General features: G+C 54.6%; 35 protein-coding genes. 5 read left to right on the forward strand and 30 right to left on the reverse strand.

Translation table 11 applies throughout. The features are described 5' to 3' along the window. Positions 1-138: 138 nt before the first annotated feature. The 5 genes from potF to SIK69_RS22525 form a co-directional block, all read right to left on the reverse strand. Positions 139-1,251, reverse strand: a complete 1,113-nt coding sequence (potF, locus tag SIK69_RS22505) for a spermidine/putrescine ABC transporter substrate-binding protein PotF (protein WP_319629776.1) — start codon at positions 1,249-1,251, stop codon at positions 139-141. Positions 1,252-1,657: 406 nt separating this feature from the next. Continuing rightward, positions 1,658-2,137, reverse strand: a complete 480-nt coding sequence (locus SIK69_RS22510) for a type III secretion system chaperone family protein (RefSeq protein WP_319629775.1) — start codon at positions 2,135-2,137, stop codon at positions 1,658-1,660. 106 nt (positions 2,138-2,243) lie between these two features. After that, the gene (gene rimK / locus SIK69_RS22515; protein WP_319629774.1) at positions 2,244-3,146 is read right to left on the reverse strand and encodes a 30S ribosomal protein S6--L-glutamate ligase; all 903 of its coding nucleotides are present in this window, start codon (positions 3,144-3,146) and stop codon (positions 2,244-2,246) included. 77 nt (positions 3,147-3,223) lie between these two features. Further along, a complete protein-coding gene (nfsA, locus tag SIK69_RS22520; protein WP_319787166.1) occupies positions 3,224-3,946 on the reverse strand; it encodes an oxygen-insensitive NADPH nitroreductase in 723 nt (240 codons plus the stop codon). Then, a complete protein-coding gene (locus tag SIK69_RS22525; protein WP_319787167.1) occupies positions 3,930-4,217 on the reverse strand; it encodes a DUF1418 family protein in 288 nt (95 codons plus the stop codon). The genes nfsA and SIK69_RS22525 overlap by 17 nt, the downstream gene beginning before the upstream one ends. Positions 4,218-4,393: 176 nt before the next feature. On the opposite strand from SIK69_RS22525, the gene SIK69_RS22530 reads away from it, so the two are divergent. After that, positions 4,394-4,657, forward strand: coding sequence for a GrxA family glutaredoxin (locus tag SIK69_RS22530; RefSeq protein ID WP_319787168.1), 264 nt, complete (start codon positions 4,394-4,396; stop codon positions 4,655-4,657). Between the two features lie 15 nt (positions 4,658-4,672). On the opposite strand, the gene SIK69_RS22535 is transcribed toward SIK69_RS22530, so the two are convergent. Beyond that, the gene (locus SIK69_RS22535; protein ID WP_319629770.1) at positions 4,673-5,047 is read right to left on the reverse strand and encodes an inner membrane protein YbjM; all 375 of its coding nucleotides are present in this window, start codon (positions 5,045-5,047) and stop codon (positions 4,673-4,675) included. 261 nt (positions 5,048-5,308) lie between these two features. On the opposite strand from SIK69_RS22535, the gene SIK69_RS22540 reads away from it, so the two are divergent. Continuing rightward, on the forward strand, positions 5,309-6,994 hold the full coding sequence (locus SIK69_RS22540; RefSeq protein WP_319629769.1) for an aspartate:alanine antiporter: 1,686 nt from the start codon (positions 5,309-5,311) through the stop codon (positions 6,992-6,994). A 290-nt stretch (positions 6,995-7,284) separates the two neighbouring features. Here the strand turns inward: SIK69_RS22540 and SIK69_RS22545 are convergent, their stop codons facing one another. From SIK69_RS22545 to SIK69_RS22580, 8 genes are all read right to left on the reverse strand, one after another. Next, entirely contained in the window at positions 7,285-7,500 is a 216-nt protein-coding gene (locus tag SIK69_RS22545; protein ID WP_058842448.1) for an ogr/Delta-like zinc finger family protein, read from the reverse strand. Positions 7,501-7,567: 67 nt separating this feature from the next. Continuing rightward, positions 7,568-8,665 (reverse strand): phage late control D family tail protein, encoded by a 1,098-nt coding sequence (locus tag SIK69_RS22550; RefSeq protein ID WP_319787169.1) that lies wholly within the window; start codon positions 8,663-8,665, stop codon positions 7,568-7,570. Next, positions 8,662-9,147 carry a phage tail protein gene (locus SIK69_RS22555; protein WP_097732496.1) on the reverse strand — a complete coding sequence of 162 codons (486 nt, stop codon included), beginning with the start codon at positions 9,145-9,147 and terminating at the stop codon, positions 8,662-8,664. Before SIK69_RS22555 ends, SIK69_RS22550 begins: the two co-directional genes overlap by 4 nt. Next, positions 9,144-11,885 carry a phage tail tape measure protein gene (locus SIK69_RS22560; RefSeq protein ID WP_319787170.1) on the reverse strand — a complete coding sequence of 914 codons (2,742 nt, stop codon included), beginning with the start codon at positions 11,883-11,885 and terminating at the stop codon, positions 9,144-9,146. Before SIK69_RS22560 ends, SIK69_RS22555 begins: the two co-directional genes overlap by 4 nt. Continuing rightward, positions 11,878-11,997: a GpE family phage tail protein gene (locus tag SIK69_RS22565; protein ID WP_166430180.1), complete on the reverse strand. Its 120-nt coding sequence runs from the start codon at positions 11,995-11,997 to the stop codon at positions 11,878-11,880. The genes SIK69_RS22560 and SIK69_RS22565 overlap by 8 nt, the downstream gene beginning before the upstream one ends. Positions 11,998-12,011: 14 nt before the next feature. After that, positions 12,012-12,314, reverse strand: coding sequence for a phage tail assembly protein (locus SIK69_RS22570; RefSeq protein ID WP_319787171.1), 303 nt, complete (start codon positions 12,312-12,314; stop codon positions 12,012-12,014). A 52-nt stretch (positions 12,315-12,366) separates the two neighbouring features. Then, the gene (locus tag SIK69_RS22575; RefSeq protein ID WP_110512037.1) at positions 12,367-12,885 is read right to left on the reverse strand and encodes a phage major tail tube protein; all 519 of its coding nucleotides are present in this window, start codon (positions 12,883-12,885) and stop codon (positions 12,367-12,369) included. Positions 12,886-12,894: 9 nt separating this feature from the next. Further along, the gene (locus SIK69_RS22580; protein ID WP_203457707.1) at positions 12,895-14,067 is read right to left on the reverse strand and encodes a phage tail sheath protein; all 1,173 of its coding nucleotides are present in this window, start codon (positions 14,065-14,067) and stop codon (positions 12,895-12,897) included. A 129-nt stretch (positions 14,068-14,196) separates the two neighbouring features. Between SIK69_RS22580 and SIK69_RS22585 the strand changes: the two genes are divergently transcribed. Next, positions 14,197-14,703, forward strand: a complete 507-nt coding sequence (locus SIK69_RS22585) for a hypothetical protein (protein ID WP_319787172.1) — start codon at positions 14,197-14,199, stop codon at positions 14,701-14,703. A 193-nt stretch (positions 14,704-14,896) separates the two neighbouring features. Here the strand turns inward: SIK69_RS22585 and SIK69_RS22590 are convergent, their stop codons facing one another. From SIK69_RS22590 to SIK69_RS22615, 6 genes are read right to left on the reverse strand one after another with little or no spacing between them, the layout of a single operon-like run. Beyond that, positions 14,897-15,493 carry a tail fiber assembly protein gene (locus SIK69_RS22590; RefSeq protein WP_319787173.1) on the reverse strand — a complete coding sequence of 199 codons (597 nt, stop codon included), beginning with the start codon at positions 15,491-15,493 and terminating at the stop codon, positions 14,897-14,899. Then, positions 15,493-16,899: a phage tail-collar fiber domain-containing protein gene (locus SIK69_RS22595; RefSeq protein WP_319787175.1), complete on the reverse strand. Its 1,407-nt coding sequence runs from the start codon at positions 16,897-16,899 to the stop codon at positions 15,493-15,495. Before SIK69_RS22595 ends, SIK69_RS22590 begins: the two co-directional genes overlap by 1 nt. Then, complete coding sequence (locus SIK69_RS22600) at positions 16,896-17,501, reverse strand: phage tail protein I (RefSeq protein WP_319629761.1); 606 nt, start codon at positions 17,499-17,501, stop codon at positions 16,896-16,898. Before SIK69_RS22600 ends, SIK69_RS22595 begins: the two co-directional genes overlap by 4 nt. Next, positions 17,494-18,402 carry a baseplate assembly protein gene (locus SIK69_RS22605; RefSeq protein ID WP_319787176.1) on the reverse strand — a complete coding sequence of 303 codons (909 nt, stop codon included), beginning with the start codon at positions 18,400-18,402 and terminating at the stop codon, positions 17,494-17,496. The genes SIK69_RS22600 and SIK69_RS22605 overlap by 8 nt, the downstream gene beginning before the upstream one ends. After that, positions 18,389-18,748 carry a GPW/gp25 family protein gene (locus SIK69_RS22610; RefSeq protein WP_319787177.1) on the reverse strand — a complete coding sequence of 120 codons (360 nt, stop codon included), beginning with the start codon at positions 18,746-18,748 and terminating at the stop codon, positions 18,389-18,391. Before SIK69_RS22610 ends, SIK69_RS22605 begins: the two co-directional genes overlap by 14 nt. Next, positions 18,745-19,323 carry a phage baseplate assembly protein V gene (locus tag SIK69_RS22615; protein WP_319787178.1) on the reverse strand — a complete coding sequence of 193 codons (579 nt, stop codon included), beginning with the start codon at positions 19,321-19,323 and terminating at the stop codon, positions 18,745-18,747. Before SIK69_RS22615 ends, SIK69_RS22610 begins: the two co-directional genes overlap by 4 nt. An 86-nt stretch (positions 19,324-19,409) precedes the next feature. On the opposite strand from SIK69_RS22615, the gene SIK69_RS22620 reads away from it, so the two are divergent. Beyond that, the gene (locus SIK69_RS22620; protein ID WP_319787179.1) at positions 19,410-20,642 is read left to right on the forward strand and encodes an AAA family ATPase; all 1,233 of its coding nucleotides are present in this window, start codon (positions 19,410-19,412) and stop codon (positions 20,640-20,642) included. After that, complete coding sequence (locus SIK69_RS22625) at positions 20,642-21,295, forward strand: HNH endonuclease (RefSeq protein WP_319787180.1); 654 nt, start codon at positions 20,642-20,644, stop codon at positions 21,293-21,295. Before SIK69_RS22620 ends, SIK69_RS22625 begins: the two co-directional genes overlap by 1 nt. 28 nt (positions 21,296-21,323) lie before the next feature. On the opposite strand, the gene SIK69_RS22630 is transcribed toward SIK69_RS22625, so the two are convergent. The 10 genes from SIK69_RS22630 to SIK69_RS22675 form a co-directional block, all read right to left on the reverse strand. Next, complete coding sequence (locus SIK69_RS22630; protein ID WP_319787181.1) at positions 21,324-21,767, reverse strand: phage virion morphogenesis protein; 444 nt, start codon at positions 21,765-21,767, stop codon at positions 21,324-21,326. Beyond that, a complete protein-coding gene (locus tag SIK69_RS22635) occupies positions 21,760-22,191 on the reverse strand; it encodes a phage tail protein (protein ID WP_319787182.1) in 432 nt (143 codons plus the stop codon). Before SIK69_RS22635 ends, SIK69_RS22630 begins: the two co-directional genes overlap by 8 nt. Beyond that, a complete protein-coding gene (gene lysC / locus SIK69_RS22640) occupies positions 22,154-22,396 on the reverse strand; it encodes an Rz1-like lysis system protein LysC (protein ID WP_319787183.1) in 243 nt (80 codons plus the stop codon). The genes SIK69_RS22635 and lysC overlap by 38 nt, the downstream gene beginning before the upstream one ends. Beyond that, on the reverse strand, positions 22,287-22,715 hold the full coding sequence (gene lysB, locus SIK69_RS22645; protein ID WP_319787184.1) for an Rz-like lysis system protein LysB: 429 nt from the start codon (positions 22,713-22,715) through the stop codon (positions 22,287-22,289). The genes lysC and lysB overlap by 110 nt, the downstream gene beginning before the upstream one ends. After that, complete coding sequence (locus SIK69_RS22650; RefSeq protein WP_319787185.1) at positions 22,712-23,227, reverse strand: lysozyme; 516 nt, start codon at positions 23,225-23,227, stop codon at positions 22,712-22,714. Before SIK69_RS22650 ends, lysB begins: the two co-directional genes overlap by 4 nt. After that, on the reverse strand, positions 23,208-23,423 hold the full coding sequence (locus SIK69_RS22655; RefSeq protein ID WP_276333839.1) for an HP1 family phage holin: 216 nt from the start codon (positions 23,421-23,423) through the stop codon (positions 23,208-23,210). The genes SIK69_RS22650 and SIK69_RS22655 overlap by 20 nt, the downstream gene beginning before the upstream one ends. Positions 23,424-23,426: 3 nt before the next feature. Next, entirely contained in the window at positions 23,427-23,630 is a 204-nt protein-coding gene (locus SIK69_RS22660; RefSeq protein WP_166515006.1) for a tail protein X, read from the reverse strand. Beyond that, complete coding sequence (locus tag SIK69_RS22665; RefSeq protein WP_319787186.1) at positions 23,630-24,094, reverse strand: head completion/stabilization protein; 465 nt, start codon at positions 24,092-24,094, stop codon at positions 23,630-23,632. Before SIK69_RS22665 ends, SIK69_RS22660 begins: the two co-directional genes overlap by 1 nt. A 94-nt stretch (positions 24,095-24,188) precedes the next feature. Then, positions 24,189-24,839, reverse strand: a complete 651-nt coding sequence (locus tag SIK69_RS22670; protein WP_319787188.1) for a phage terminase small subunit — start codon at positions 24,837-24,839, stop codon at positions 24,189-24,191. Positions 24,840-24,842: 3 nt separating this feature from the next. Next, complete coding sequence (locus tag SIK69_RS22675; RefSeq protein WP_319787189.1) at positions 24,843-25,928, reverse strand: phage major capsid protein, P2 family; 1,086 nt, start codon at positions 25,926-25,928, stop codon at positions 24,843-24,845. Positions 25,929-25,937 lie beyond the last annotated feature (9 nt).

Here is a 25,937-nt window from a genome sequence, read left to right on the forward strand (position 1 = left end):
GTCCGGTGCCATACAAAGAACATCACAGTGCAGATGCACTGACCCGGTGCGTTTTATTCTTGCCGGGCGGCACATCGCTGGCCCGGCCTATATGAGAGTGCAGGCCCGGTCAGCATCACGCCACCGGGCATGACGGGTTTACTTCCCGGTCTTAACCGTGGTCCACGAACGGGTGATCACGCGGTCGATTTTTGGCGATAACACGGATTGGGTGAACAGCTTCGCACGCACGTCCGCAGGCGGATAAATGCCCGGATTATCGCGCACTTCGGCAGTCAGCAGCGGCGTCGCGTCTTTATTGGCGTTGGCGTAGTAAACGTGATTACTGATATTCGCCACCACGTCAGGTCGCAGCAGGTAGTTCAGGAACTGATACGCTGCATCGGTATTTTTGGCATCCTTAGGAATGGCAAACATATCGAAGTAAACCATCGCCCCTTCCTTCGGAATGGTATAGGCAACATTCACGCCGTTTTTGGCTTCTTTCGCGCGGTTCGCCGCCTGCAGAATATCGCCCGACCAGCCAATCGACACGCAGATGTCGCCATTCGCCAGGTCGTTAATGTATTGAGAAGAGTGGAAATAACGCACGGAAGGACGCAGCTTTAGCAGCAGATCGTTCGCGGCACCGGTGTAATCTTTCGGGTCCGAACTGTTGGGATCTTTACCGAGATAGTGCAGCACTGCGGCATAGACTTCGCTTGGCGCATCCAGGAACGAGACACCACAGCTTTTCAGTTTTTCGAGATTTTCCGGTTTCAGGATCAAATCCCAGCTGTTCACCGGCGCATCTTTACCGAGCGCCGCTTTCACTTTATCGACGTTATAGCCAATGCCGGTAGTGACCATCATGTACGGAATACCGTATTTATTGTCGTGGTCGTTTTGCGCCACCAGCTTGAGCATTTCTGGATCGAGATTCTTGTAGTTCGGCAGTTTGCTTTTATCGATCGGCTGGAAAATCCCGGCCTGAGACTGACGCTCCAGGAACTGTGACGACGGCACCACCAGGTCATAACCGGTGCTACCGGCCATTAATTTCCCTTCCAGCACTTCGTTGGAATCAAAGACGTCATACACCACTTTAATACCGGTTTCTTTGGTGAAATTCGCCAGCGTATCCGGGGCGATATAATCAGACCAGTTATAAATGTGCAGCGTTTTTTGTTCAGCGGCGAGCGTACCAGCAGAGACTGCCATCAGCGCGCCCGCAACCAGGCCTGTTAACCATTTCTTATTCAAGGCGGTCATATCTCTTTTCCTTTTCAACGTCCGTTAACATTCGAACCAATGTAGATGCAGCTTTATGCATGCAAAAATCATGCATATTTTTTCAGTCAGCATAGTAAAGGAGAGAGCGTCTCTCCCGGCCGGTATTGCTCGCGAGTGCTTCAGGATATTACGCGCCGCATCAGGATAAACGCAGTATTTCACGCGCCCTGTTTGAGGCTTCGCAAGAATAACTTTAGCCAGGGTTCGAGGCTATAGCTCGGGTCAAAAAACGCCTTTTATCAATTTTTTATGCAAGATCACTATATGGCATAAGCCATCAGTGGCGTTGGAGTGGTGAATAATTCTTTAAGAAGAGGTTAACAGCAGAATATTGGCGGGTTTTGCGCAGTCGCACTGGTGGCGACTGCGTCGATTATGGCGGTCTTTAGTGAAGAAAATGGAATTGCGTCTGTTCGACCGGCTGCTCTTCTTCATCACCTTTATACAGCAGTTCATGGGAAGCGGCTTCGAGGATAACCATCGATATCTGCTCCTCGCTCTGACGGAAGAACCATTCGAACTGCTCACGGGTGACGCCGACATTCACCGACAGCGACTGGCACACCACCAGCTTCGGCAGGTTGTCATCCTGAATATCGAGGAACGCCTTGACCGTCAGGGAACTGGCATTGATAGAGGATAAATCGGAGGCCAGCGGCAGCAACGCTGAAGGCTTCACTTCCGCCAGCGCGGAAAACAGCACGACGTTGTCCAGCAGGTCGAGTTTGGCATCGAAAATACCGTCGAAATTCTGCATGTGCGGCAAGTGCAGCGCCTGACAGGTATCGCACTCATAGAAGCTGATGCCCATTTCGTCGAGCCATTGACGTAACGTATCCAGACCCGGAACGACGAGTGAATCCATAAACCCTGAAACCTCTTGCTGTGAAATAAATGCATAACCTTAATGGAACCCGTTACAGGTTACGCAAAAACGCGTCCAGATGCTACGGAACCGATGAGATCTTGTGCTATCCGCCCGTTTTAAGACAAAAACCTGGCCTGGCATGGCGCTCTATCCACTGGATCATTTTGCCCGCGATATCGATCCCGGTGGTTTTTTCGATGCCTTCCAGCCCCGGCGAAGCGTTGACTTCCATGACCAGCGGGCCGCGACTGGCACGTAAAATGTCGACTCCCGCAACGTCCAGCCCCAGCGTTTGCGCGGCCTTGATGGCAATTTCGCGCTCTAACGGCGTAATATTCGCCACCGTCGCCACCCCGCCACGATGTAGGTTTGAACGGAAATCGCCCTCTTTGGCCCGCCGTTCAATGGCGGCCACCACGTCATCGCCCACCACCAGGCAGCGAATGTCACAACCTTTGGCTTCCTGAATGTATTCCTGCACCAGAATATGCGCGTTCAGCCCGCGAAACGCGTCGACCACGCTTTCTGCCGCCTGGCGGGTTTCAGCCAACACCACGCCGATCCCCTGCGTGCCTTCGACCAGTTTCACCACCAACGGCGCACCGCCGACCATATCAATCAGGTCACGCGTGTCGTCCGGGGAGTGCGCAATGCCGGTAATTGGTAAATCAATGCCTTGTCTGGCCAGCAGCTGCAAGGAACGCAGCTTATCGCGGGCGCGGGTGATGGCGACGGATTCATTCAGCGGATAACTGCCCAGAATTTCAAACTGTCGCAGCGCGGCGGTGCCGTAAAAGGTAATCGCCGAGCCAATACGCGGGATAACCGCATCAAAATAAGGGAGCTGACGACCCTTATAGTGAATAGAGGACGCCGCCGGACTGATGTTCATATAGCAGGAAAGCGGATCGAGGATTTCGACCTGATGACCGCGTTTTACCGCGGCCTCGCGCAGACGTTTACAGGACCAGAGCGTTCCGTCCCTGGACAAAATGGCTATTTTCACCCTGCACCTCACTGTGATGACCTGAAACAGGCAGGCTCATCATACACGTCGGCGAAATTAGCGGATAGCTTCGCGCATTAACGGATAGCCCAGCCCTGTTTATGCAAATAGTCGAGAATAAACGGACGTGTTTCTTTGACGATAGTGCGACGAATATGGTCGCTCCAGGTATCAACCCGGGTGTTGCTGTCCCGCGAAAGATAATAGTCGGCGATCTGCTGGTCATAACGCGCCAGTTCGGCTTTATCCACCGGATGATAGTGATTTTCATGCACCACGATGCTGGCAGGCAGACGCGGCTTTACACCCGGATCGTCTGAAGGCCAGCCGAGACACAGGCCGAACAACGGCAGGACGTGTTTAGGCAGGTGCAGCAACTCGGTCACCGCGTCAATGCTGTTGCGGATCCCGCCGATATACACCCCGCCGAGGCCCAGTGATTCCGCAGCTATCATCGCGTTCTGGCCCATTAGCGCGGTGTCTACCGCCCCGAGCAGCAGCTGTTCTGCGCGGCCCAGCTGGGCATCCGGGCAAATTTGCAGATGACGATTAAAGTCGGCACAGAAAACCCAGAACTCAGCGGCCTGAGCGACATGCGCTTGCCCCCCGGTCAGGGTCACCAGCTGTTCACGCATCTGAGGGTCGGTGACGCGCACAATCGAGCTGCACTGTAAAAAGCTGGAGCTGGCTGCCGCCTGAGCGCTGGCGATAATCGCCTCACGCTGCGCCTGAGAAATGGGTTCGTCGGTAAAGTGGCGAATAGAACGGTGGCTTAGCAGCAGATCAATGGTCGGCGTCATTACGTTTTTCCTGGTCGGGCGAAGTCGGTTTATCGTTACGTTGCATTAGCTGTGGGGCGATGGTCTGTGCCATGCCGCGAAACAGCGCAACCGCGGCGGGGATCATCAACAGGATGCCCACAAATATCATGATTACCCCGGCTACAGGGCTTGCGAACGGTGCAGGCAAGGCGACGTATTGTTTGAGCGAAAGCCATGCCAGCACCAGCAGCACCATGCCGAGGGCTTCGAGGATCAACACGCTTTTCGGCAAAGAGCCCAGTGAGCGCATAGTCAGTCTCCGGTTAACGAGTATAACGGGGAGGATAGCAACTGTGTTTGGCGAAACAAGTCTTCTGTATAACCCCAGGGTATCGGAACAAAAGGTACAACCTTCTTTCAACGCGACGGCAGAGCGGGCATTATAGGCTCCATTCGCCGACAGGCTCAGTTTCAGGAGAGAAAACGATGTTTACCGTAATTTTTGGTCGTCCAGGTTGCCCTTACTGTGTTCGCGCTAAAGAGCTGGCAGAAAAACTGACCACCGAGCGTGATGATTTTAACTATCGTTATATCGATATTCATGCGGAAGGCATCAGCAAAGCTGACCTCGAGCAGAGCGTAGGTAAGCCGGTAGAAACCGTACCGCAGATTTTTGTCGACCAGACTCACATCGGTGGTTTCACTGATTTTGAAGCCTGGGCAAAAGAGAACCTGGGTCTGTACGCGTAATGAACGGCGTGGGCGTTAATCGCGCCCACGTATTCTTGCAACCAACCCGCTGACAAACAAAAAGCACAGCGCCCCCAGCGCACACCAGAACACCGCACTGCATAGCCACGCCAGTTCCTGCCATAACGATCGGTTCGAGAAAATCCACACACGCATCAACACCAGACAGACCGGTGCGGCCATCATTGCCCCAACGAGCGGCAATAAAATCCGCTGTCGTGATGAGAGAAAACTTGCCACAGCGCCAGGGATAACAAAGCACAGCAGGCCCAGTTCCTGATGCCCGGACGCGCGGAACGCACCTTTCATATTCATTAACAGGTAAAGGCACACCACAATAAAGAGGACAAAACAGCAGATAACGCCCGCCCAACCTCGTTCAGATCTCAAAATTCCTCCTGATATGTCTCTATCAAACTTCAACTCTGCCTCGTTGGATAAAGTTTTCCGGCACTCCTTGCCGTGACGCCTACATAAGAACAAACGATTGTTACTAGCCGCCGCTATCAGGAACGATTAAACTAACGGCCTTTATTTGATGGTGAAACACAGGCTGCCGTGTCGTTGTTTTTTTCTGGCTGACCAGGAAAAACCTTAGCCCAAAAGACCATTCCTTTCAACAACTTACTCGTAAACAAGAAGTTAGCTTCCGTGAATATAAACGTCGCAGACTTGTTAAATGGGAATTACATCCTGTTATTATTTGTAGTACTGGCGCTGGGCCTGTGTCTGGGCAAATTACGCTTAGGATCTATCCAACTCGGTAATTCCATTGGCGTTTTAGTGGTCTCTCTGTTATTAGGCCAGCAGCATTTCAGTATTAACACTGACGCCCTGAATCTGGGCTTTATGCTGTTTATTTTCTGCGTCGGCGTGGAAGCCGGACCTAACTTTTTTTCCATATTTTTTCGCGATGGCAAGAATTATCTGATGCTGGCGCTGGTGATGGTCGGCTCCGCGCTGGTCATGGCCTTAGGTCTCGGAAAACTGTTTGGCTGGGATATCGGTCTTACCGCCGGGATGCTGGCCGGGGCGATGACCTCCACGCCAGTGCTGGTTGGCGCGGGTGACACGCTGCGTCATTCAGGTATGGCTGGCCCGGAACTGGCCACTGCGCTCGATCACCTGAGCCTCGGTTACGCCCTCACCTATCTGATTGGCCTGGTCAGCTTGATCCTCGGCGCACGCTATCTGCCGAAGTTTCAGCACCAGGACCTGCAAACCAGCGCCCAGCAAATCGCCCGCGAGCGTGGGCTGGACACCGATTCCAACCGCAAAGTGTATCTCCCGGTCATCCGCGCCTATCGCGTTGGCCCGGAACTGGTGGCGTGGGCCGACGGCAAAAACCTGCGCGAGCTCGGCATTTATCGCCAGACCGGCTGCTACATCGAACGTATTCGTCGCAACGGTATTCTGGCGAACCCGGACGGCGACGCGGTACTGCAAATGGGCGATGAAATAGCTCTCGTCGGCTATCCCGATGCACACGCCCGCCTCGACCCCAGCTTCCGTAACGGCAAAGAAGTGTTCGACCGCGATCTGCTCGACATGCGTATCGTCACCGAAGAAGTGGTGGTCAAGAACCATAACGTCGTCGGTCGTCGTCTGGCACAAATTAAGTTGACCGATCACGGTTGCTTCCTTAACCGCGTGATCCGCAGCCAGATTGAAATGCCGATTGACGACAGCATTGTGCTCAACAAAGGCGACGTTTTGCAGGTCAGCGGTGACGCGCGCCGGGTAAAAACCATCGCCGACCGCATCGGCTTTATCTCGATTCACAGTCAGGTTACCGATCTGCTGGCCTTCTGCGCCTTCTTTATTGTCGGCCTGATGATCGGCATGATCACCTTCCAGTTCAGCTCCTTCAGCTTTGCCATCGGTAACGCGGCAGGCCTGCTGTTCGCCGGGATCATGCTGGGCTTCCTGCGTGCAAACCACCCGACCTTCGGCTACATCCCGCAAGGTGCGCTGAATATGGTGAAAGAGTTCGGCCTGATGGTGTTTATGGCGGGTGTTGGCTTAAGCGCGGGTAGCGGTATCGGCAATGGCCTCGGCGCTATCGGCGGTCAGATGCTGGTCGCGGGCCTGATAGTCAGCCTGGTGCCGGTGGTTATCTGCTTCCTGTTTGGTGCCTACGTACTTCGCATGAACCGCGCGATGCTGTTCGGCGCAATGATGGGGGCGCGCACCTGTGCGCCGGCGATGGAAATCATCAGCGATACCGCACGCAGTAACATTCCTGCTCTGGGTTACGCAGGCACCTACGCCATCGCTAACGTGCTGTTAACCCTTGCGGGTACGCTGATTATCGTCATCTGGCCAGGCTTGGGATAAATCTGAAGAATGCAATAAGCAGAAAAAAAAAGTGTGAACTGCCGAACTTTTTGAATGGGTGGTAGTCATAATTAGTGCCACTGCTTTTCTTTGATGTCCCCATTTTGTGGAGCCCATCAACCCCGCCGCTCTTCGGTTCAAGGTTGATGGGTTTTTTGTTGCCTGAAATACGTGGCCCTATGAATCAAGCAGTTAGAACACACCTTTGACGCCTGTGGCGACAAAATGGCGGCAGCCGTTTAGCCATGGCGGCAACAGCCGTTAAAAAACCCGCCATCGGCGGGTCAGATTCAGTAAGCAAATTGTTCCTGCATACCTTTTGGATGAGGTGGCGCGGCGCTAATTTTTTGCGGACGGCACACAGAACGGACAAAAGTTTCATGCGTCACGAACGTATGCCCGCACTCGATGTTGGTGCACTGGTTGTAACGCTCTTTGGTTTCGTTGGAAACCTGGAAGCTGCTTCGGGTATGTGCAGCCTGTCCGCACATAGGACAATTCATCATTTTCGTCAGCCCTCATTATTAACCAGTTCGCAATAATGATACATCATTGTTCGCAATTTGGAACTAATCATTCCATTTCGAAATCATCAATTTTCACCTCAAACTCAATGCTGGTCGTAAAACCACTGTCAGCGCTGACGTTGTGCGTCAACGTGGTGATGGTCCATTCCGCTTCATCAATCGGCTGTTTGAAGCCGCTGACCTTCACGGGCATTTCCGTGTAGAGATCAGCCCGCCCTTCTGCCAGCTGCAGCGAGAAGGAAGCCACACCACGCTGCAGGCGTTCCCACTGCATTTTCGCGGCCCGTTCAGCATTGGCCCGGTTGGCATAGGTCCGGTTCAGGACCAGCACGTTTTCATCCGTTCCGACCAGATAATCCCCCTGCTTTGCTTCTGGCTCCTTTGTTGCTGTACTTTTCTTCCGGCGCTTAACGCCAGTGGTTTCTTTCTTCGCAGGCTCCCGCGTGTGTAACCAGCTGGCAATCACACCTGTATAAGCTCCCCGGTCTGCCAGGCTAAAACGGTGGCTGTCTCCGGCGCTGCGGGTAAGGGTGATTACCGGCAGCGGCTTTCCGCTGGCAGTTCTGCCCTGCCCCTGGCGGATAAACAGCAGATGCCCGTCTTTGACGGACGCGATGGCACCATACTTCCGGGCCAGTTTCATCAGAAAACTCGCGTCACTTTCGTTGGTCTGGTCCAGGTGATCCAGCGGTTTGCTGGTCAGGCCTTTGCCCAGCGCCATTGTCAGATTGTGGCGGGCGGCAATGTCTTTCACCACGTCGCCCACGGTTGTCTGGTGCCAGGATTTCTCCCGGCGTGTGTTCAGGGTTTCCCTAAAGTCGGCGCTGCGGGCGCGGATGATCAGCCTGTCCGGCGCGCCTGTATGTTCAATTTCATCCACCGTGAAACTGCCCTTTGGAAAAAGGGGCTGCCCTTTCCAGCCCAGCGCCAGGGTGATGACTGCCCCACGTCGGGGCAGCGCAATCTGTCCGTCCGCATCATCCAGTTCCAGATCGAGCTGGTCCGCTTCAAACCCCCGGTTGTCCGTCAGGGTCAGGCTCATCAGACGCTTGTCCAGCACCTCCGTCACGTTCTTACCTTCAATCACGATACTGAACGCGGGCGTTTTGCTGTTGAGGTCGAAAAGGTCAGAACTGACATTCATTGCAGCAGCCCTCCCACGGTATTTGTGATGTTCCCAATCGCGCCAGCAGCGGAGTCCTGCAGGTTGCTCAACTGGTCGCTGAGGCTGCCGAACATATCAGACAGTGACTCATCCGCCCGTTTGAGCGTCAGCGTAAACTCAATCCGCCTGGCTTCCCCTCCGGCGAAAAACTCCGTTTTGGTCTGGCTCAGACTCTCAATCACAAACATGCCGTAAATGGTGCCGCTGCCCTCAATCAGAGGCCACGACTTGCCCAGCTCCGCCATCTGTTCCAGCGCCAGAAGTGACAACCTGCCGCCAGTAATTTCAGGCAGCAGCACACCGGAAAGCGTCAGCGAATCATTATCCGGCCCGAGAAACTGTGTGGACGGACGGCGGCTCACCCGGCTGTTGGTCGCGTGCCGCCAGCTACGCTGATACTGCAACTCCTGATACGGCACCGTGCGCAGCTGAAACACGTATAAACCCAGCACCATCATCATGAATCGTATCCCCCTTGATCACTGAAATTACTGCGGGCTTTCGCTCTGGCCCGACGCTCACGCTCATCAAGTTGTCTTGCCACTTCGCGGGCAATGTCCTGCGCATTTTGTCCGGGCTGGGCGACGATATGAATTGGCGCGTTAATTTCATAACGCACAACCGATGGCTGGCTGGCAGGTTTTTCCGACGGTGCCCGATATGTTACGGCGGGCAGGCTCATCGGGTGAAGTGGCACCGCCTCTGCAGGCACCGCTGCCGTGCCCATCATCCCGGCAACAACGGAAGCCAGCGCAGCAGTGCGCCTGCGGCTGGTCACATTTGCCGGACCGTTGACGATTTCCGGGCCGTTCTCCCCGACAATGCCAAACTGACCGCGAGGAATATCGCCGCCGCTGTCATACATTCCGGCAAAGGGAACCCCGGCAGCTGCAGCGCCGCCCACAACCTGCACCTGTGTTTTGCCCAACGCTTTATCATTGCCTCTCATCCAGTCAGGCAAGTAATCCGTGACGGAGGACAGCCTGCTTTTCAGCGTCTCCCATTTGGCATTGATACCGTTCAGAATGCTGTCAATGATGGCGCTACCCATGTCCTGGAATTTTGCCGGGAGCGCGGCAACATCTGCCAGGATGGCAGTCCATTTATCACTGATGATCTGCCGGACGGTGGCCCACGCCTCCGACACCCCGGCCTTGACGGCACGCCATGTGTTACTGAAAGCCTGGTTTATCCATTCCCCTGCAGCAGAAGTGGCGTTGCAGACCGCATCCCACATGGCTTTAAACTTCGGCCCCAGCGTGTCCCAGTTCTGCCAGATGAGAATGGCCCCCATCGCAATCAGGCCAATCACCGCCAGGATAGGGTTTGCGAACATAAGACGCCCCAGCCACATAATCCCCTTGCCGATACCGCCGATAGCTTTAGTGATCAGACCAAACGCATTGCCTCCTTTGATGCCCAGGATAGAAAACTGCAGGCGCATCAGCGCCAGCGGGCCAAGCACGGCGGACACCGCCAGCATCACGGTGCCCAGCACCACCGCCACAGAGGCCAGGGCCGCCACGACTTTCAGCAGCCCTCCTGCCAGCTTCGGGTTTTCCTCAATCCAGCGACGGAAAGAACCAGTTACTTGCTTCACCGAGCTCATGATCGCCATTAACGGCTCACGCAGCGTTTCACCCAGGCTGCTGAACGTGTTCTGTGCTCCGGTCTTAACCAGCAACCACTGCGAGGACAGGGAGTCTTTGTTAATGTCAGACTCTTTCTGCATGGAGCCACTGGCATCACCGCCGGACGTGAGTTTGAGCTGGCGCTGCAGCTCCGGCAGGTTGTTTGCGAGCTTCGCCGCGTCATCACCAAATTCCTTGCCAAAAACCAGCGTCATTGCGCCCAGGCGCTTGTCTTTCGGCAGGTTATTGACCTTCTCCAGCACGCGCTGAATGGTGCCCATTGCATCCCGGGTCATCTCTTTTTCAATCTGCGCCGGGTTCAGTTTCAGCAGGTCCATGCCCGCAAAAAAGCTTTTGCTCTGCATGGTGGCAATGGACAGCTCCCGCACCATGGCATTTGCCGCACTGGCTGCCACCTCCGGGGCGGCCCCGAGAGACAGGAACGTGGAGCCGAGCGCCGCGGCTTTGCGATAATCCAGACGGTCTGCCACCCCGCCCATGCGCTGCAGGACGTCGATAATGTCCCCGCCTTTTGACATGGCGTTATCGTCCAGGTAATTCAGCGCATCGCCCAGTTGCTCGATGTTGCGGGTCGGGACTTTGTAGAGCTGGGCAATTTTCCCCAGGCTTTCGGAAAGCTCATCTGCCGGAAGCTCAAACGCCGTGGAGGCTTTCGCCGCCGTGGCGGCAAAGGCCAGAAGGTCACGCTTCTGGTCAACCCAGGAGTCATTCGGGTTTGCCACGTTCATGCGCGCGCCACCCTCAACCAGGGCGGCAAAGTCCACCGCGCCATTTGCCATCGGCAGCTGTTCACTGGCGGCCTTGATGGCGTCCTGCATTTCATAAAAACGAGCGGTGCGGTTGCCGTTGTCATCGCGCAGGCCGTTGACCTGTTTAGCCACCCCCTTCATGGCATCTTCCATGCTGGCGTAGCTTTTCACCGCCGCCATTACCGGCGCACCCATTGCCACCCCGGCGGCGGTTGTCGTCGCCCCGGCCCCGGCAATGCGATCCCGTACTTCCAGGCGGCGGGAATATTCCGCGCGTGCAGCGTTCATGCGTGCCTGCTGCTCACCCAGGCGTTTCAGTGATTTCTGTTGCCTGTCCAGAGCCTGCCGGGTTTCATCTGCGTTCTGCCGCAGTTCCCGCTGCGCTCCACTCAGCTTTTTTGTATCGATGCCGGAATCTTTGAGTGCCTGGCGCTGGCGCTGCACGGACTGACGCAGCCCGTTGTATTTGGTCTGAAGCTCATTTACACGGGTTTTGGCCTGTTCCAGCAGTCGGGCCTGTTGGGCGGTAGGCCGATTGGTGGCGGCGAACTGCGTGGCGAGTTTTGCGGCTTCTTCGCGGGCGGCCTTGAGGTTAGTTCCGGTGACTGCCAGTTGTGAGCTGGCCTTGCGGAAGCCCTCAATTCGCCCGGCCTGGGCATCCAGCTCTTTGAGTCGGGTTTTGCTTTGTTGCACGGCGGCAGCCAGCGCCTTTGTGCTGGCCTGTGCATTTCGGAATGGGCGGGTGAGTTTATCAACCGCATTCAGTACCACCTGCAGGCGCAGGTTGTTATCACTCATCGCTGGCCCCGCTTCTCAGGATTGCTTTATGCCGCCACTCCAGCACCTCAGTCAGCGGCATAACCTCAGTGACGGACGGCGGCCAGTGAAAAATGGTGGCAATATCTGCCACCAGGTCATCAACCGTCAGGCTGTCGGCAAATCGGCAAGCACCGACTTCTTCAACAAAAAAGTGACCACCTCCACGGACATTGCGGTGAGGTCTGCCGGGTCCAGCTCCGCCATTTCCTGCGGGGTCAGCGTCGGGCTGGAAATGCGCGGAATGATGGTCATCATCGCACTCACGTCCATATCCATAATGGCCTGCAGGCGGGTGCCACGCAGCGCACCGGACTGGGGTTTACGCAGCACCACCTCTTTAATTTCGCTTTTGCCGCGCAGGATTGGCGTATCCAGTACCACGGTTTTTTCGTTTGTTTTGTCGGTCATGTTCTTGTCCTGAAAAAGTGAGTTCTGGCGCGGTAGCCCGCGCCGTTATGGGTTACTGCAGGCCGATTGCGCGGCGGTGCGCTTCCATCAGGTCCACGCCGTCCACGATTTCAACCATGTTGATCGTGTCGACCTCATACAGCACTTCGCCGTTAATGGTCAGTTTGGCGTAGCTGTTGGTGCTGCTGACTTTGGTGGCGTTGCTCTCCCCGGTTTTCAGCTCGCCGGAATCAATCTCTTTATGACGCCCGCGCACAACCAGCTCCACGGCCTGCACTTCCCCGGTGTCATCGCGCTGGATGGACGCGGTAAAGCGCAGCTGCACGCCGTCGGCGGTGGTCTTCGCCAGCTGTTTAAACAGCAGCGACTCCATCCCGCCAATGGAAAATTCAGTGTCCAGCGCGCCGTCATCCAGCCCCATGTCCACATCCACCGCGCCAGCCATGCCGCCGCCGCGATACTTCTCAAACTTGCGGGTGAATTTCGGCAGGGTCAGGGACTCAACGATCCCCTGCCAGTTGTTCCCGTCGTTGAACAGGTTCAGGTGTTTTAACTTGCGTGGTAAAGCCATGTTGCCCCCTTATGCGCTGACCTGGCTGGCGAAATTCATCAGGTACTGGTCCGTGATACGCTGGCGTAACAGCAGATTTTCCAGTGGTGGCACAGGCGTGTAGTCGTAATCGATCAGCAGCTTCCCGGCCTTGAGCGTGTCCTTATCGTTCACGGACTCATCCAGCCAGCAGTCACCGCCAATCAGATAACCCTGACTCACCAGGCTGCGCATTTTGGCGCGGATACCTTCGATAATGTCGCGGGCCAGTGACGGGTTAAGCGGTTTGTCCACCGCCCACATGTGAGCCTCTGCCATGGTGTCAGCCAGCACCTGCGCCGTGCGGGTGTAGCTCTCAAAAGCGAACAGCGGATCATCGCTCAGGCAACGGGAACCCCAGAAGCGGAAGCCATCTTTACGGATAAGCGTGGTGATATCGTTCTGGTTCAGCAGCCCCGCATCGGTTGCCGGGTCCTGCAGGTCCCAGAACACATCCGCCGACAGCCCGGTGACGCCGTTCACGCCGACATTGGACAGGGTTTTGTGCCACCCGGTTTGCTCGTCGATTTTGGCACGCAGACCCAGGGCGCGGGCCGTGGCAAACGCCGTGGCATCGGCCTGCAGCACGGTGTCAAAGTTGATGAAGTCAGGCCAGATCAACATCCCTTCACGCTGGCTAAAGTTCTCACGGTAAGTGATCGCTTCTTCCATCGTTTTGCAGCCATAGGCCGACAGGTAAGCGAACCCGCGCAGGCTTTGCGCCACGCCCAGCAATTCAGTGGCAACGGCCTGCGTGTCATGGCCCGGCACGCCGAGAATGCGCGGCTTAACGCCCAGCTGAGACTGCGCCGAGAGCAGCGCCTTGATGCCCGTTTTTTTGCCGTCAGCCGTCACACCGCCGATAATGTTGGTAGTGGTTTCCGCTTCGGTTTCGCCCTGCGCCACGCGGATAACCACGGTGACAGGTTTGGCCTGGTCGGCAATCGCATCCAGTGAACGGGCCAGGGTGCCGGACTCGCCTGCTTTGCCGCTGGCGGTCAGTACGTCGGTCAGTAAGACAGGTTTATTGAGGGGAAACACTGACGGGTCGGCGTCATCCCCGGTGCAGACCATTCCCACAATGGCGGTGCTCACCGTGGTAATGGTGCGGGTGCCTTCGTTGATTTCCTCAACGCGCACCCCGTGGTGGTAATCCTGAGCCATATAACGAATCTCCTGTAGAAGAGTTTCACCATGATTCCTTTGTATGGAATGAAAATCATCGAGGCCATATTGTCTGAGTTATGATACAAAGTAATCGTTGAAGGATTAGCAAGCAGATGAGAGTTAGAAATGGTTTTTAGTGAGATTACCGTTTTGTCATGTCAAATAGTTGCGTCTTTGCTGATGGGGTGTGATTATTTCATGCCTTCCGCATGGAGAGCCAAGATCAATCATTCTCTTTCTGAATACTTTTCCCGTTTGAGGGATAATGTTGACAGGGATATATCCCAAAAATTCAAAGAAACACTTGCACAATTACAAATAGTATTATTCTGTTTATGCCTGATAGCCATTGCAGCCGCCATATATCATTTTAGAGTTTTTTTATTTGAGAGCTTACCCCCCATATTGTATTTATGCGTCACAATAATTTCACTTTTATGCGCAGTCATAGCACTGCATTACATCATCGGTCACACAGTAAAATTGCTCGTCGCATTAGGTCTTGGGGGGTTATTCTTCAGAAGTGTTTCTGTATTCTTACTAAAAACAGAAAAAGGTCCACTTGCTGGAACAGGATTTTTAATGTTACTTGTCTCATTCATTATGCGTTACGCAAATATCACTCATAACTGAATATTTCGAACCAGAAACGAAATTTACCACACAAAGGATATACCCTTTATCATGCGTCAAAAAATAAATATCAAATTGGCGAATCAGTAATTCACACTTCAAGCAATTAAAACCGTAGTGCACGCTTCCAGCCTTGTGAGGGGAATTGCATAATGGACGGGCAGAAAAATCCCCGCACGAGGCGGGGGAGGAATTAAGCGGCTGGTGCTTCAGGCCAGATAATGGCGGGAGCGGTGCTGGTATCCACACGAGTCAGCAGAACACGGTATTTTCGCCACTCATTAAAACGGGCCTTTTCCTCATCGGTTGCCATATCCAGATCAACCGCATCCTGCAGAGGTTCGATTTGCTCACTGGCACTTTTTATCAGCGCTGCTTTGGTGGCGTTTGCCGCTGCAACTTCTGCCGACTGTTGTGCGGCTTCGTCCGTTACCCAGCGCTCACCGTTCCATTTATCGTAAGGCGTTGAAGGTGGGTAGATAGTTGTGTCAGAAGGATAATTCCCAGGCATAGTGATTTGCACTGCGTCTCCCGTCTTAATATCCCATACTGTCTCTCCCCGATGATCGATGAGATATTCCCAGCCCTCCAGCTTGCTGTTACGACAGACAACATAGCCATTTTTTGTCGCCGGGGGCTTATCGATACAGGCATTCGCAGGAATGGAAACACCGACAGACAGAAACTCAGTCGTCCGGGATAAATACTCACGAGTCAAGCCATCGTAGTTAAACACAATGATTTCACCCGCAATAACAGCAAATCCATTTTCTAATACTGTAGTCATCATTACGCTGCCCTCACGATGTAGTTGAATGCAACACTACGTGGTCGAGTTTCAAAGCTGGATGTCGCGGGAGAACCCACACCCGAGCCTGTTGATGCACGGTATGTTCGGAAGGTGGGTGCTCCGGTCATGAGTCCCATGTTATTGCCCATAGGAGACAGGTCTTTTCTGTAAAGAATGACCTTATCCTGTATGGCTGTGCCATCCCACGAAGTGCCGGATGCGCCAGGTGTTAATCCCACACTGGGCATGCCGGGAATATCGTTAAAGACCATATAAATGTCTTTTTCAAGCTGATCTGTTGGATTGCCTAAATGCGTAGGTAAACCATGAGCATGGTCTTCCAGAGCACAGCTCTGATAACTGAGAAGTGCTCGTCCTGCGTCTACACCTCGCCCATCATCCCACCCACGAATAAACTCACCACGTAAGTCCGGCAAATTGCCGGACGGATAAGCCACAGCCAGTTTTGGGTATTTCGATTTGTCGAAAGCAGCACCATTGCATTTTAACCATCCCTCTGGTGCGATTGCCTGAGGCCACGGGATCGGTACGCCTACAGGTAACGCAGAACCGGCACCCAGGCCGAGATTGTTAAGAAATGCGGCAACATCAGCAATATCAGCACCGTTGGCAGATTTATCCATTTTCCCTGCGAGCGCATTGGTCATGGTGGTGGCGAAGTTCGGATCATTGCCCAGAGCTGCAGCCAGCTCGTTCAGCGTGTCCAGTGCGCCAGGGGAGGAATTGACCAGCGCCGCAATAGCGGTCTGCACAAATGCCGTGGTGGCAAGCTGGGTGGTGTTATTGCCTGACGCCGCAGTGGGTGCTTTTGGTGTTCCGGTAAAGGTCGGGCTAGCCTTTGGCGCATACTGCGTATGGGGATCAACCGCGGCGATATGTTTCGCCATCTGGTCATCCACGTACACCTTCAGCTCCAGCACCTTGTCATCCACATACTTGCGGGTTGCCAGCACCACCGTCGGGTCAATTTTCAGGGTGATGTTATCGGTGCTACTGGTAATCAGCACCATGCGCACGGTCTGTGTGCGCCCGCTGCCCTCCGCCAGCTGCGGCTTGTAACTTTCCGGGCAGTTGCCGACGGCAATCAACGCGCCTGTCTCATCAAACAGACCGACCTCACGAATCCACCAACCGCCCTCCGTTTCAGGAATTACCTGCTCAGCAATAATCTGGCTACTGTTCTGCGGGTCGATGTACAGCATGTTTAGATCGGCGCGGCGCTTTTCTGCAATCAGGCCAGTCTGCTGCGCGCTGGGTGTCGGCAGCACACCGCCCCCGTCGCCCACCGCCATTTTGGTAATTTTCAGCGGGACACCGAGCGCGGCGGCACTTGTCAGTTTTGCCGCGCCAATGTCCGTCAGCAGGGTGTAAAATTTTGCGCTCATGGGTTCACTCTCACTGTGTCGATAACATGGACCGCCCCGCCCGCAAAGGCCGGGCCGCCGGAGGTAATGGTTTCGTTGATATACGGGTAGACGGTGATTTCTTCCCCGATGTAGGTGCCAGCCCCGACCCAAAACGGGCCGCTGGTCTGCAGGTTGATGGACATGCCGATCAGATGGCGGCTGCAGGGTTTGGCGTCACCGATCAGGCGCTCCAGCTCCAGATAGGTTTCCTCCGTGATGCCCTGGTCCTGCACGCCAATGTCCAGCCGGAACGTGCCGGGGGCCTCGTTGGTCTGCCACCACTCCAGAATGCGGATCAGGAAACCGAACGGCTCCACCACCCGCCGCACGGCGCTGGTTGTGCCCTTGTGCTGATGAATGTAAAAGGCATCCTGCACCACCCGGCGTTTCACGTTTTCCGACCAGCTTTCGTCCCAGCGGTCTACGGAAAATGCCCAGGCCAGATACGGCAAAAAGGCAACCGGACACGCTGCCGGGTTCCACAGGTCACGCAGAGGAACCTGCAGATCGGAAATGCCGCTGCAGCTCTCCGCCAGGCGGCGCTCAAGTGCTGACGAACCCGGCGGCAGCAGGCTATTCATCCGTGCCCCCGACGCTCACGCTCCAGTCAGTGCAGGAAGCGGCCTGGGTTTTATCCAGCACCACATCCGCCAGCGGCGAAAGCAGTTCCACCCGCTGCACGCCCTCAACATGCAGGGCCGCATAGATGGCGCTCAGGCGAATATCCCGCCCCAGCCGGGTCTGGCTGGCGATGTACTTCTGCAGGCTTGCCCTTGCCGCTTCCAGAATGGGTTCAGACTCCGGTCCTGGATAGAGATAGAGCAAGGCGCGCACGCTGTAATTCACAATGGAAGCCCCGCGCACCGTCAGGCGGTCAGCCACCGGGCGCACGCTCTCACTGTTCAGCGCTTTTTCCACCACCGCCAGCAGGTCTGCATCCGCCGTGCCGTCACCCTCCCGGCTTAATACGGTCAGCACCACCTCAGCCGGGGCCGGGCTGGTTGCGCTGGCATCTGCCACGCGCCCGTCCGCACTTTTGGCGTGAAACTCGTAGGCCGCCGTGGGTCCCGCCACAGACAGCCCCTCAAAGGCTGCCGGGATACGCAGGCGCAGTGCTTCATCAGTTTCCATCACCGCTGCCACGGGCGGCACGGCATCGTTATCTGCAGGCGTGACCGTCAGGCGCTTAACGTTGTAGTTAGCGCCGAGCTGCTCCAGATCGCTGCTGTTGGCATAGGCCACCATTACCGCCAGCGCTGCCTCATTAATGCGCTGTAACAGAAGAATTTCCCGGTAAGTATTCTCCTGCAGTTGTTTGGTGATTGGCTCAGACTCCAGCGCCAGTGTGCGGCGCACCGCGTCCTGCTGGTCAGCCGGATACAACGCCACGAAAGACGCCTTTCGTTCAGCCAGCAGCGTTTCAAAGTCCGGCACTTTTACAATCTGCGGCGGGGGTAACTGGGAAAGATCAATGGCTGCCACTTTGTGCTCCTGTTGCAACGGAAAGGGAAACGGGCGCGCCGTCAGTGCGCCGCCCGGTCAGCTCGACCACCATCGAACCGTCAAAACTGCTGTTGATGGCGATGGCATCCAGCGTCAGCCGTGGCTCCCAGCGCGTTAGCGCCACATAGACGGCGCTCATCATCTGCAGCCGTAGCCCCGGATTTTGTGGCTGGTCAATCAGGGCAGACAGCAGCGAACCGTATTCCCGGCGAGCAATACGGCTGCCCTGCGGGGTGACCAGAATGTCCTTCACGGACTGGCGCAGATGTTCGGTGTCGGTGATGGCCTTACCCGTGGCGCTGCTCATGCCGGAAAACATCGTCATACCGGACCTCCAGATGTATCACCGCCGGACTTCACTTTGTTGTGGGCGTGGTCGTCCACCACGATCCCGTTAGAACTCATCGGGCCGCCGCCCTGGTTAACAGCACCGTTAATCACTACGTTGCTGTTAATGCGGGTGGTGTCGGCTTCCACAACGAAGTTTTCAGTTTTAAAAGTGACGTTATCTGCGGCCTCGATCACCATCGATTTAATCCCCCGGACGTACCAGCGCCCGGTTTCGGGTTCGTACTCAAACCAGCCACCGTCCGGGTATTCCGTCACGCTGCCGTCCTCAGAATTGGAAGGCGGCGGAAACTGGTTTGAGTAGACAGCAGGCAGGGCAAAGGCAGTTTCCAGATTGCCGCCCAGGCTGAACAACACAACCTGCTCCCCCACTGACGGTTTCCACCAGGTGCGCGAATTGCCCGCGCGCAGCGTCAGCCAGTTAATCCAGTTGGTTTCAAGGTCGCCCGTTTTCACTCGGCACAGCCAGTTGTCCCGGTCCACTTCCGTTACAGTTCCGGTGCGGATCAGGTTGGTGATAAGGCGCATGATTTCTGTGAGTTGTGCGTTCATCTGTTCCTCTTTTTGATGAACTATATTTCTATTCAGTTTATATTTATCGACTACGGCTTTGTTTCAGTGATGACACAAGAGGACTTATGCTTACAGCTATTAACGAAATCTCAATTCCGATCCCATATACAGAAAAAAAAGCCAATCTGAACCTTAATGGGAAGAACTTGATAATAACTGGTGGAAATGGAAGTGGTAAAACCAGTTTCATAACATCTATATACGAATATTTGAAAAATGGAATAGACAACCCAGATAACAATAACAAGCAAAGTCTTGAGCAAAGGATGCAAAGCCATCAAAGATATATGAAGAATGGTGGTCGTGATGTGGACAACTATTCATGGCGCGAGCAACAAGTAAAAGAAATACAAGAAAGACTATTGGCTCTCGAAACTTTCAAAGTAACAACATCGACTAAAGAAAGTCAGAATACTCGTTCACTATTACGTTTTCATAAAGCTCTTAGAGAAGCATCAATTACTGCCCCGCAATTTGTACCAAGGCTTGCTGCTCTGGTGGAAGATAACGCTCACTTTCCGAATGAAAAAGATGGTGATGATATCTTTGAAAATTATCTCATTAGTTTGAAGACTTCTCAAAGTTATGCTATTTCTTTTGAGAATAACGAAGCGAAAGCAATAGAAATACAAAAGTGGTTTGATAAAATAGAATCTGATTTACAAGGACTGTTCGAGGATCCCCTACTCAAATTAACATTTGATAGCAATGAAGGTAAGTTTTACCTTTATCAAACTTTGAAAGACAAATTCACTTTTCAAACATTATCATCAGGATACTCTTCAATCTTAAGAATATATGCGGATTTAATTATGCGCATAGAAATGTGGGAATTGACTCCGGGGAGCATTGAAGGGATTATATTCATTGATGAGATAGATGCACATTTGCACGTATCATTACAAAAACAAATACTTAAATTTTTTACAGAGGCTTTCCCTAACGTTCAATTTATTGTAACGACCCACTCGCCTTTCGTTGTAGCATCTGTCACAGATGCTATTATCTATGATTTATCTAGTAACCAACAGATTACGGACGTATCAGCGTACTCCTACAACATCATTCTTAAAGAGTTATTTGGAGTAAACCCAATATCTAATGTTTTGTTTGACAAGCTAGAAGAAATTGAAAACATCATAACAAAATTAGACAACACCAATATTAAAAAAGCAAACGACATTATACAATCACTGGCCTCTTCAGAAGAGTCCATGGACAGTGAAGCAAGCGCATTTATTGACTACGCAAGACTTCAAATTATTAAATTCAGAAAATCCAGCGCTCAGGGGGAATAATGTTTAGAGTCAATAGAACATACCCTGCACCAGCATCACTGTCCAAGATGGTAAAATATGATGGGCCTGATGTACATGAGGCATTGCAGCAGTGTTTCTTTGGGAAATGTTACATCTGTGAAAACAAGGACCCATTAGATATAAACATTGAGCATTTCATTCCCAAGGATGAAGATAAAAACAAAGCATATGACTGGGACAACCTTTATTTATCATGTGGTAGATGTAATAATATAAAACTAGCCAAGCACAATGAATTGCTTGATTGCTGCAACGAAGTCGTCTGGGATCGTATAAAACTATTACCAGGCTTTTCTCCGAAAGCAAAAAAAGTCACCATCAAACCTTTATTTGATGATGTAAAAACAGTAACCACTGCTTTATTACTGGAGAAAGTTTACAATAGTGATCACACAATAAATAAGAGACTTACATCTGCGGCATTACGGACGCAAATAACAAAAACCACCCAAAAACTCATGAGAAACATAATTGAATATTATGAAGATGACACACCTGATGAACGAAAAAACTATTTACTCGAAAAAATTAAAGTTATGATCAGACGTGATGCCAAATTTTCGGCATTTAACAGATGGATTGTCGCCGACGACGCAGAATTATGCGAAATTTTAGAGCCCTTCATGGACTAAAAATTTCGTTAGCTGTCCTAATGCCTAATTACATTAAACTGCGGAGTAGTATGTCTGTAGTGATTTTCACAAGCTCATCGTTGACACCGAGTAGCCTCCGAGAAGCATAACGCACCTCAGGCCCTCTACGGCTTACACGATCCCGTAAGCCGTAATGATGCACCCGCGCAATGCGCTGAACCTGTCCGGCAAACTCAACGCTGGCGGAGTCAGCGGTAGCGGCGGTTTTCAGGTATTTCGTGGTGCGGAGTTTGACGAACATCTGCCGCTTAATGCGGCCCTTCTTTGTTCGGGCCGTTACCCGGCGCGGCTCGTAGCCCGTCCCATCAGGATTGCGTTGCAGGCGGATGTTGTTCTGCTGGGTCCGGCGCAGCTGTTGCGCCAGCTCCCGCATCATGCGCTTACGCGCCGCTGGCTCCAGATTTGCCAGCAGCGCCGCCAGCCAGGCGTCAACTTTCTGCAGGTTATCCACGCTTCACCGTCCACATTTCTTCCGGTACATCTGGCTCCGGCTCCGCATTGACGGTTGAGATTCCGCCCTCCGAACTCACCAGAATGCGCTCCGTCAACTGCAGGTCCAGGCTGATATCGCAAATGTCATTGCGAAGAATATCCACCTCAAAGGAAAACAGCTTTTCGCGCAGTTCCGGGTTGTTGATGGCATCAGGCTGATTCTCCATCAGCCACAGCAGCACCGGGGCCATCAGCAGGTTTTGATCGCCGCTAAAGTCTTCAATCACCACATTCAGGGTGTAACGATATTCCCATGACATGGAGCTGGCCCCGGATGCCACCAGTGAGCCTTTATCCACAAAAAGATGCAGCTTGTCCGGGTTTTCCCGAACGTAGGCCACCGACTTATTCAGCGCGGCGCGTAGGGACTGCGGCTTGTTCACTGTCTCGCTCCTGACAGGACACGATGGTGTCCACTTTGTCGGCACAGACCGCCCAGGCGGCCTCCGCTTCATCAAGCAGGGTCAGAAGATCGCCGTTACTGCGTGGCGCTGACCTTTCCAGGCGGCACTGCGTCACCTTTGGACAGCCACTCACGGTAAGCTGCACCTCCGGTGAGGGTGGGTCTTTCGCGCAGCCTGATAACATCAGGAGGCAAAAGAGTGTCAGCCCAGCGGCGCAAATCGTCGTTTTCACGTTTAAGCTCCTCGATCCGGTTCTGTCGCTGATGCAGCAATGAGCGCGTATCTTCTGCCGCCGCATAAAGCTGCATCTGCTCCCGGCTATTGGTTTCTGTCAGGATGGACAGGCCGATCAACTGGCTGTTTTTCTTCGCCAGCTCATCAGCCTTATCTTTAAGCGCGAGGTCCTGAGCTTCGATAGTGTGGCTGGCGTTATTGAGCCGCCACGACTGCCAGCCCAGCGCTGCCAGAGCCACCGCCAGCATCACTGACAGCAAGCGCATCATGCGCCCGCCCCTTTCAGGCACCAGGCCATTTCCCGCGCGCGGCGATTGTCCAGCCCCTGATTGAATACACCTTTGACATACACCCAGCGCGGCAACTGGCGGCACGCATCTGCCCAGCGCTTTTGATTGAGCAACTTCACCAGCGTGGAGCTGCAGGCATTACCCGTGCCGACGTTGAACGCAAACGACACCACCGCGTCATAGACCTGTTGCGGCACCGTCTGCTGCACACATTTTTCCAGGGCCCTTTCCACCCGCTGCACGTTGCTGATAAGCATCCCCGCCGCCTGCCGCTCAGTGATGGCCCGGCCCGGCACCACGCCGGAAGTGTTACCGATGCCATCAGTCCACACGCCTGCGCTGCACTGGTACGGCTGCAGGCGGCAGCCCTCGTAATCCGCAATCAGTTTCAGGCCATCCAGCGAGGTGTGGAGTGACTGAAAACCCGGCAGCGTGGCGGCGATGGCCAGCACCGCACCGACCAGGCAGCGCTTAACGATTGATGGATTCATACGCCTCCCGCGAGAGCCGCCCGGCACGCAGCAGCTGGTAAGTTTTGTGTTTGTAGTACCAGTTGATCAGCAGCATCAGCACGCCAATCAATACCCCGCCCACCGTGGACGCATCCTTGATGGAAAGATCCCCCATCCACGCCAGCACAACGGCGATACACCAGGTGATAAAGGCGCTGATTCGTTCAAGCGTCATGGTTCAGTCCCATAGCTGAACGGTCTGCACGGTGGGCGTTTCCGTAATATCCGGCAGCTCCACCTGCAGCCCGTGAGGTAAAAAGGGGCCATATTCAGCCAGCCCCGGATTTGCCCGCAGCACCTGCTCAGTGACACCCTGCGTGCGCCCGTAGTGACGCCAGCAAAGTGCATCCACCGTGTCATACTGGTGCGCACGCACTTTCATCAGATAAGCTCCACCGTGCAGTGCGGCGCATCCTGCACCCGGCTGATAGCCCAGCGGGCATCACGCCACAGATCGGCGCTGGCCTCCGTCAGCTCATCCCCACGCTTTACCGCAGACGCCGTGGCGTCATAGTCCTGGTAACGCTCATTCAGCACTGCCCGCGCCCAGCAATACACCGCATTGCTGTAGTGGTGCAGGCGTTCACTTTTGCCGTCCAGTTCTTCGGCAGGCACATCCGCCAGCATCCGGTAGCCCAGCGCCTGCTGACGCTGGCGGAAGGTGTACAACTCCGCGTTGACTTCTGACATTGCCGTGAGCGCCAGCTGTTTCAGCCGGGCGGGCGTTACCGTGCCGTCAGTGCGCATCACGCTGCGAAATTCGCACAGGTCCACATCGGGCCAGAACGGCGTGTTTTTGATGACCTCCGCCTGTTCCGGGGCCTGCTCAGGCGCAACAAACTGCATACAGCTTTCTCCTGAAAAAGTGGGCGGTGAACGGGATGTTGATAAGGCGCTGCCTGTCGCCATCCCGTGCCGCCCGTGCGCGGGGCACGTTCCGTCACTGACTCTCGTTGCGCAGTCTGCGCTCAAGCCGTTCTTTGTCTTTTTTCACACCGCAGCGTGGGTCCAGCTGCAGCGCATGAGTGAGGTGATTCAGGGCGGAGGCCGGGCTGGTTTCGCAGAGCAAAAGGCCAATGGCTTTATGCAGACGGGCGCGGGACTGATCCGGCATGTCGGTGCCGTCCGTCATATCCAGCGCCTGCAGCAAAAACTCCGTCTCAAAAGGTTGTGAGGCGGTGATGGCGGCCTGCGCCGCGTCTGCCAGCTCCTCAACCAGTACCGTCTGCGTGTTGCGGTTGCCGAGCGGCATCACCCAGCCGTGGCGCAGGGCATGTCCGGCGATTTCCAGCGCTCCGGCATAATCACCGGCATCAATGCGCCAGAGCATGGCGTACATCACCACGTCATCCTGCTGCGCAGCGTCAGCCGTCAGAACGCCCTCCACCCAGGCGGCATATTTCGGCAGCAGTTCCACCTTGATTTGCGCCTTTGTCACCGTGGACTGAATACCTTTCAGGCGGCGCTTGTCTTCTGCCAGCTGCAGCAGCATCTGGTCATAGCCCGACGCATGCCGAACACTGCCGCCCGTGCGGGCGGCCTGTTCAGCCTGAACGCGCAGGCGGTGTTGCCGTGCGGGACTCAGGCTCATGCGTTATTCCCCCGTTCCTGATTCGGCTGGTTCTTCCTCAGGAGCAGCGGGCGGGGTGAAATCACCGATATCAATGTTTTCTACCAGAGCCACGCAGCGGTAGTCCTCCACCACATACGCCTCGTTGACGGATTCAAAGTTTTCAATGCGGTCACGCTTTGGATTGTCGATAACGGCCCGGCGGCGGGTGTCTTCCTGCCAGTAAATGGACAGGTTATCCAGGCGGGTGATCAGCAGAGCATTCGCCGGGAAGAACGGCGCACGTACCGCCTGCAGACCGCCCATGCGTTTCTGACTGATGATGAGATCGGCGGAGATTTTTTCGCTGTTGTCCTGCTCTTTGTTGACCAGCGGGAAATACTTGTCCGCCAGCAGGGCACGCCCACAGACCACCACCAGACCGTCATCGTCCTGGAAAATCGGGTCGATTAGCTCGTTGACGGCATCCATTACCACCGCGTCCAGATTGATGTACTGACCACCCGGCCCGACTTTTACCGGGTCAGCCGTGGTGGTGCCGTCTGCATCGGTGGTGCTGCCCATCACGCAGTCCGGCGCATCTTCACGCACCTTCTGCAGCCAGCCTTTGTTCACATCCTGCAGCAGCGGGTTATCAACACGATTGGAGGTTTTGGCACGCTTCACGCCGTTAAAGCCGATCATGATGCGGTCCAGGGCCTGGCGCTGGATGATGGCGTTCCGGATGCGCAGCTGGAAGTCCTGGAATTTTGCCCACAGGTCCAGCTTCGCGTAGGTCAGCACCGTGTCAAAGTTGGTCTGCTCGCACTTGTATTCCACGTCCGTCATCAGTGTTGGATCAACCGCTTCGCGTTCTTTGGCGGTGGTGTCGGTGGTTCCTGCGATGGTGCTGCCCACTCCCAGCCCCAGCAGCTGACCGGACTGCTCAGACACGGGCATGATGTTAATCAGGGTGAGGAACGCGGCGGACTGCTGAATCTGGTCTTCCAGAGTCTGCTGCACGGACGGCTCTACCGTGAACTTGCTGGACAATTCCTCCACCGGAACATTGTTCAGGCGGGCCAGCTGCATCAGGTAGGCGTTAAAGGCAAATTTGGTTTTCTGTTTCATCGGGTTGTG

This window comes from Scandinavium lactucae (assembly GCF_033843265.1).
Taxonomy (GTDB): Bacteria; Pseudomonadota; Gammaproteobacteria; order Enterobacterales; family Enterobacteriaceae; genus Scandinavium; species Scandinavium lactucae.

Coding starts and splice junctions, on each gene's coding strand:
- SIK69_RS22660 (WP_166515006.1), bottom strand. CDS start 23,630: ATGAAAGTGCGTGCGCACCAGTATGACACGGTGGATGCACTTTGCTGG.
- SIK69_RS22575 (WP_110512037.1), bottom strand. CDS start 12,885: ATGGCTTTACCACGCAAGTTAAAACACCTGAACCTGTTCAACGACGGG.
- SIK69_RS22590 (WP_319787173.1), bottom strand. CDS start 15,493: ATGATGACTACAGTATTAGAAAATGGATTTGCTGTTATTGCGGGTGAA.
- SIK69_RS22670 (WP_319787188.1), bottom strand. CDS start 24,839: ATGAGCCTGAGTCCCGCACGGCAACACCGCCTGCGCGTTCAGGCTGAA.
- nfsA (WP_319787166.1), bottom strand. CDS start 3,946: ATGACGCCGACCATTGATCTGCTGCTAAGCCACCGTTCTATTCGCCAC.
- SIK69_RS22620 (WP_319787179.1), top strand. CDS start 19,410: ATGCTTACAGCTATTAACGAAATCTCAATTCCGATCCCATATACAGAA.
- SIK69_RS22530 (WP_319787168.1), top strand. CDS start 4,394: ATGTTTACCGTAATTTTTGGTCGTCCAGGTTGCCCTTACTGTGTTCGC.
- SIK69_RS22585 (WP_319787172.1), top strand. CDS start 14,197: ATGGTTTTTAGTGAGATTACCGTTTTGTCATGTCAAATAGTTGCGTCT.
- lysB (WP_319787184.1), bottom strand. CDS start 22,715: ATGATGCGCTTGCTGTCAGTGATGCTGGCGGTGGCTCTGGCAGCGCTG.
- SIK69_RS22650 (WP_319787185.1), bottom strand. CDS start 23,227: ATGAATCCATCAATCGTTAAGCGCTGCCTGGTCGGTGCGGTGCTGGCC.
- SIK69_RS22560 (WP_319787170.1), bottom strand. CDS start 11,885: ATGAGTGATAACAACCTGCGCCTGCAGGTGGTACTGAATGCGGTTGAT.
- SIK69_RS22665 (WP_319787186.1), bottom strand. CDS start 24,094: ATGCAGTTTGTTGCGCCTGAGCAGGCCCCGGAACAGGCGGAGGTCATC.
- SIK69_RS22625 (WP_319787180.1), top strand. CDS start 20,642: ATGTTTAGAGTCAATAGAACATACCCTGCACCAGCATCACTGTCCAAG.
- SIK69_RS22655 (WP_276333839.1), bottom strand. CDS start 23,423: ATGACGCTTGAACGAATCAGCGCCTTTATCACCTGGTGTATCGCCGTT.
- SIK69_RS22525 (WP_319787167.1), bottom strand. CDS start 4,217: ATGCGCTCACTGGGCTCTTTGCCGAAAAGCGTGTTGATCCTCGAAGCC.
- SIK69_RS22615 (WP_319787178.1), bottom strand. CDS start 19,323: ATGAACGCACAACTCACAGAAATCATGCGCCTTATCACCAACCTGATC.
- SIK69_RS22510 (WP_319629775.1), bottom strand. CDS start 2,137: ATGGATTCACTCGTCGTTCCGGGTCTGGATACGTTACGTCAATGGCTC.
- SIK69_RS22545 (WP_058842448.1), bottom strand. CDS start 7,500: ATGATGAATTGTCCTATGTGCGGACAGGCTGCACATACCCGAAGCAGC.
- SIK69_RS22600 (WP_319629761.1), bottom strand. CDS start 17,501: ATGAATAGCCTGCTGCCGCCGGGTTCGTCAGCACTTGAGCGCCGCCTG.
- lysC (WP_319787183.1), bottom strand. CDS start 22,396: ATGTTATCAGGCTGCGCGAAAGACCCACCCTCACCGGAGGTGCAGCTT.
- SIK69_RS22550 (WP_319787169.1), bottom strand. CDS start 8,665: ATGAATGTCAGTTCTGACCTTTTCGACCTCAACAGCAAAACGCCCGCG.
- SIK69_RS22610 (WP_319787177.1), bottom strand. CDS start 18,748: ATGACGATGTTTTCCGGCATGAGCAGCGCCACGGGTAAGGCCATCACC.
- SIK69_RS22570 (WP_319787171.1), bottom strand. CDS start 12,314: ATGACCGACAAAACAAACGAAAAAACCGTGGTACTGGATACGCCAATC.
- SIK69_RS22595 (WP_319787175.1), bottom strand. CDS start 16,899: ATGAGCGCAAAATTTTACACCCTGCTGACGGACATTGGCGCGGCAAAA.
- SIK69_RS22580 (WP_203457707.1), bottom strand. CDS start 14,067: ATGGCTCAGGATTACCACCACGGGGTGCGCGTTGAGGAAATCAACGAA.
- potF (WP_319629776.1), bottom strand. CDS start 1,251: ATGACCGCCTTGAATAAGAAATGGTTAACAGGCCTGGTTGCGGGCGCG.
- SIK69_RS22675 (WP_319787189.1), bottom strand. CDS start 25,928: ATGAAACAGAAAACCAAATTTGCCTTTAACGCCTACCTGATGCAGCTG.
- SIK69_RS22555 (WP_097732496.1), bottom strand. CDS start 9,147: ATGATGATGGTGCTGGGTTTATACGTGTTTCAGCTGCGCACGGTGCCG.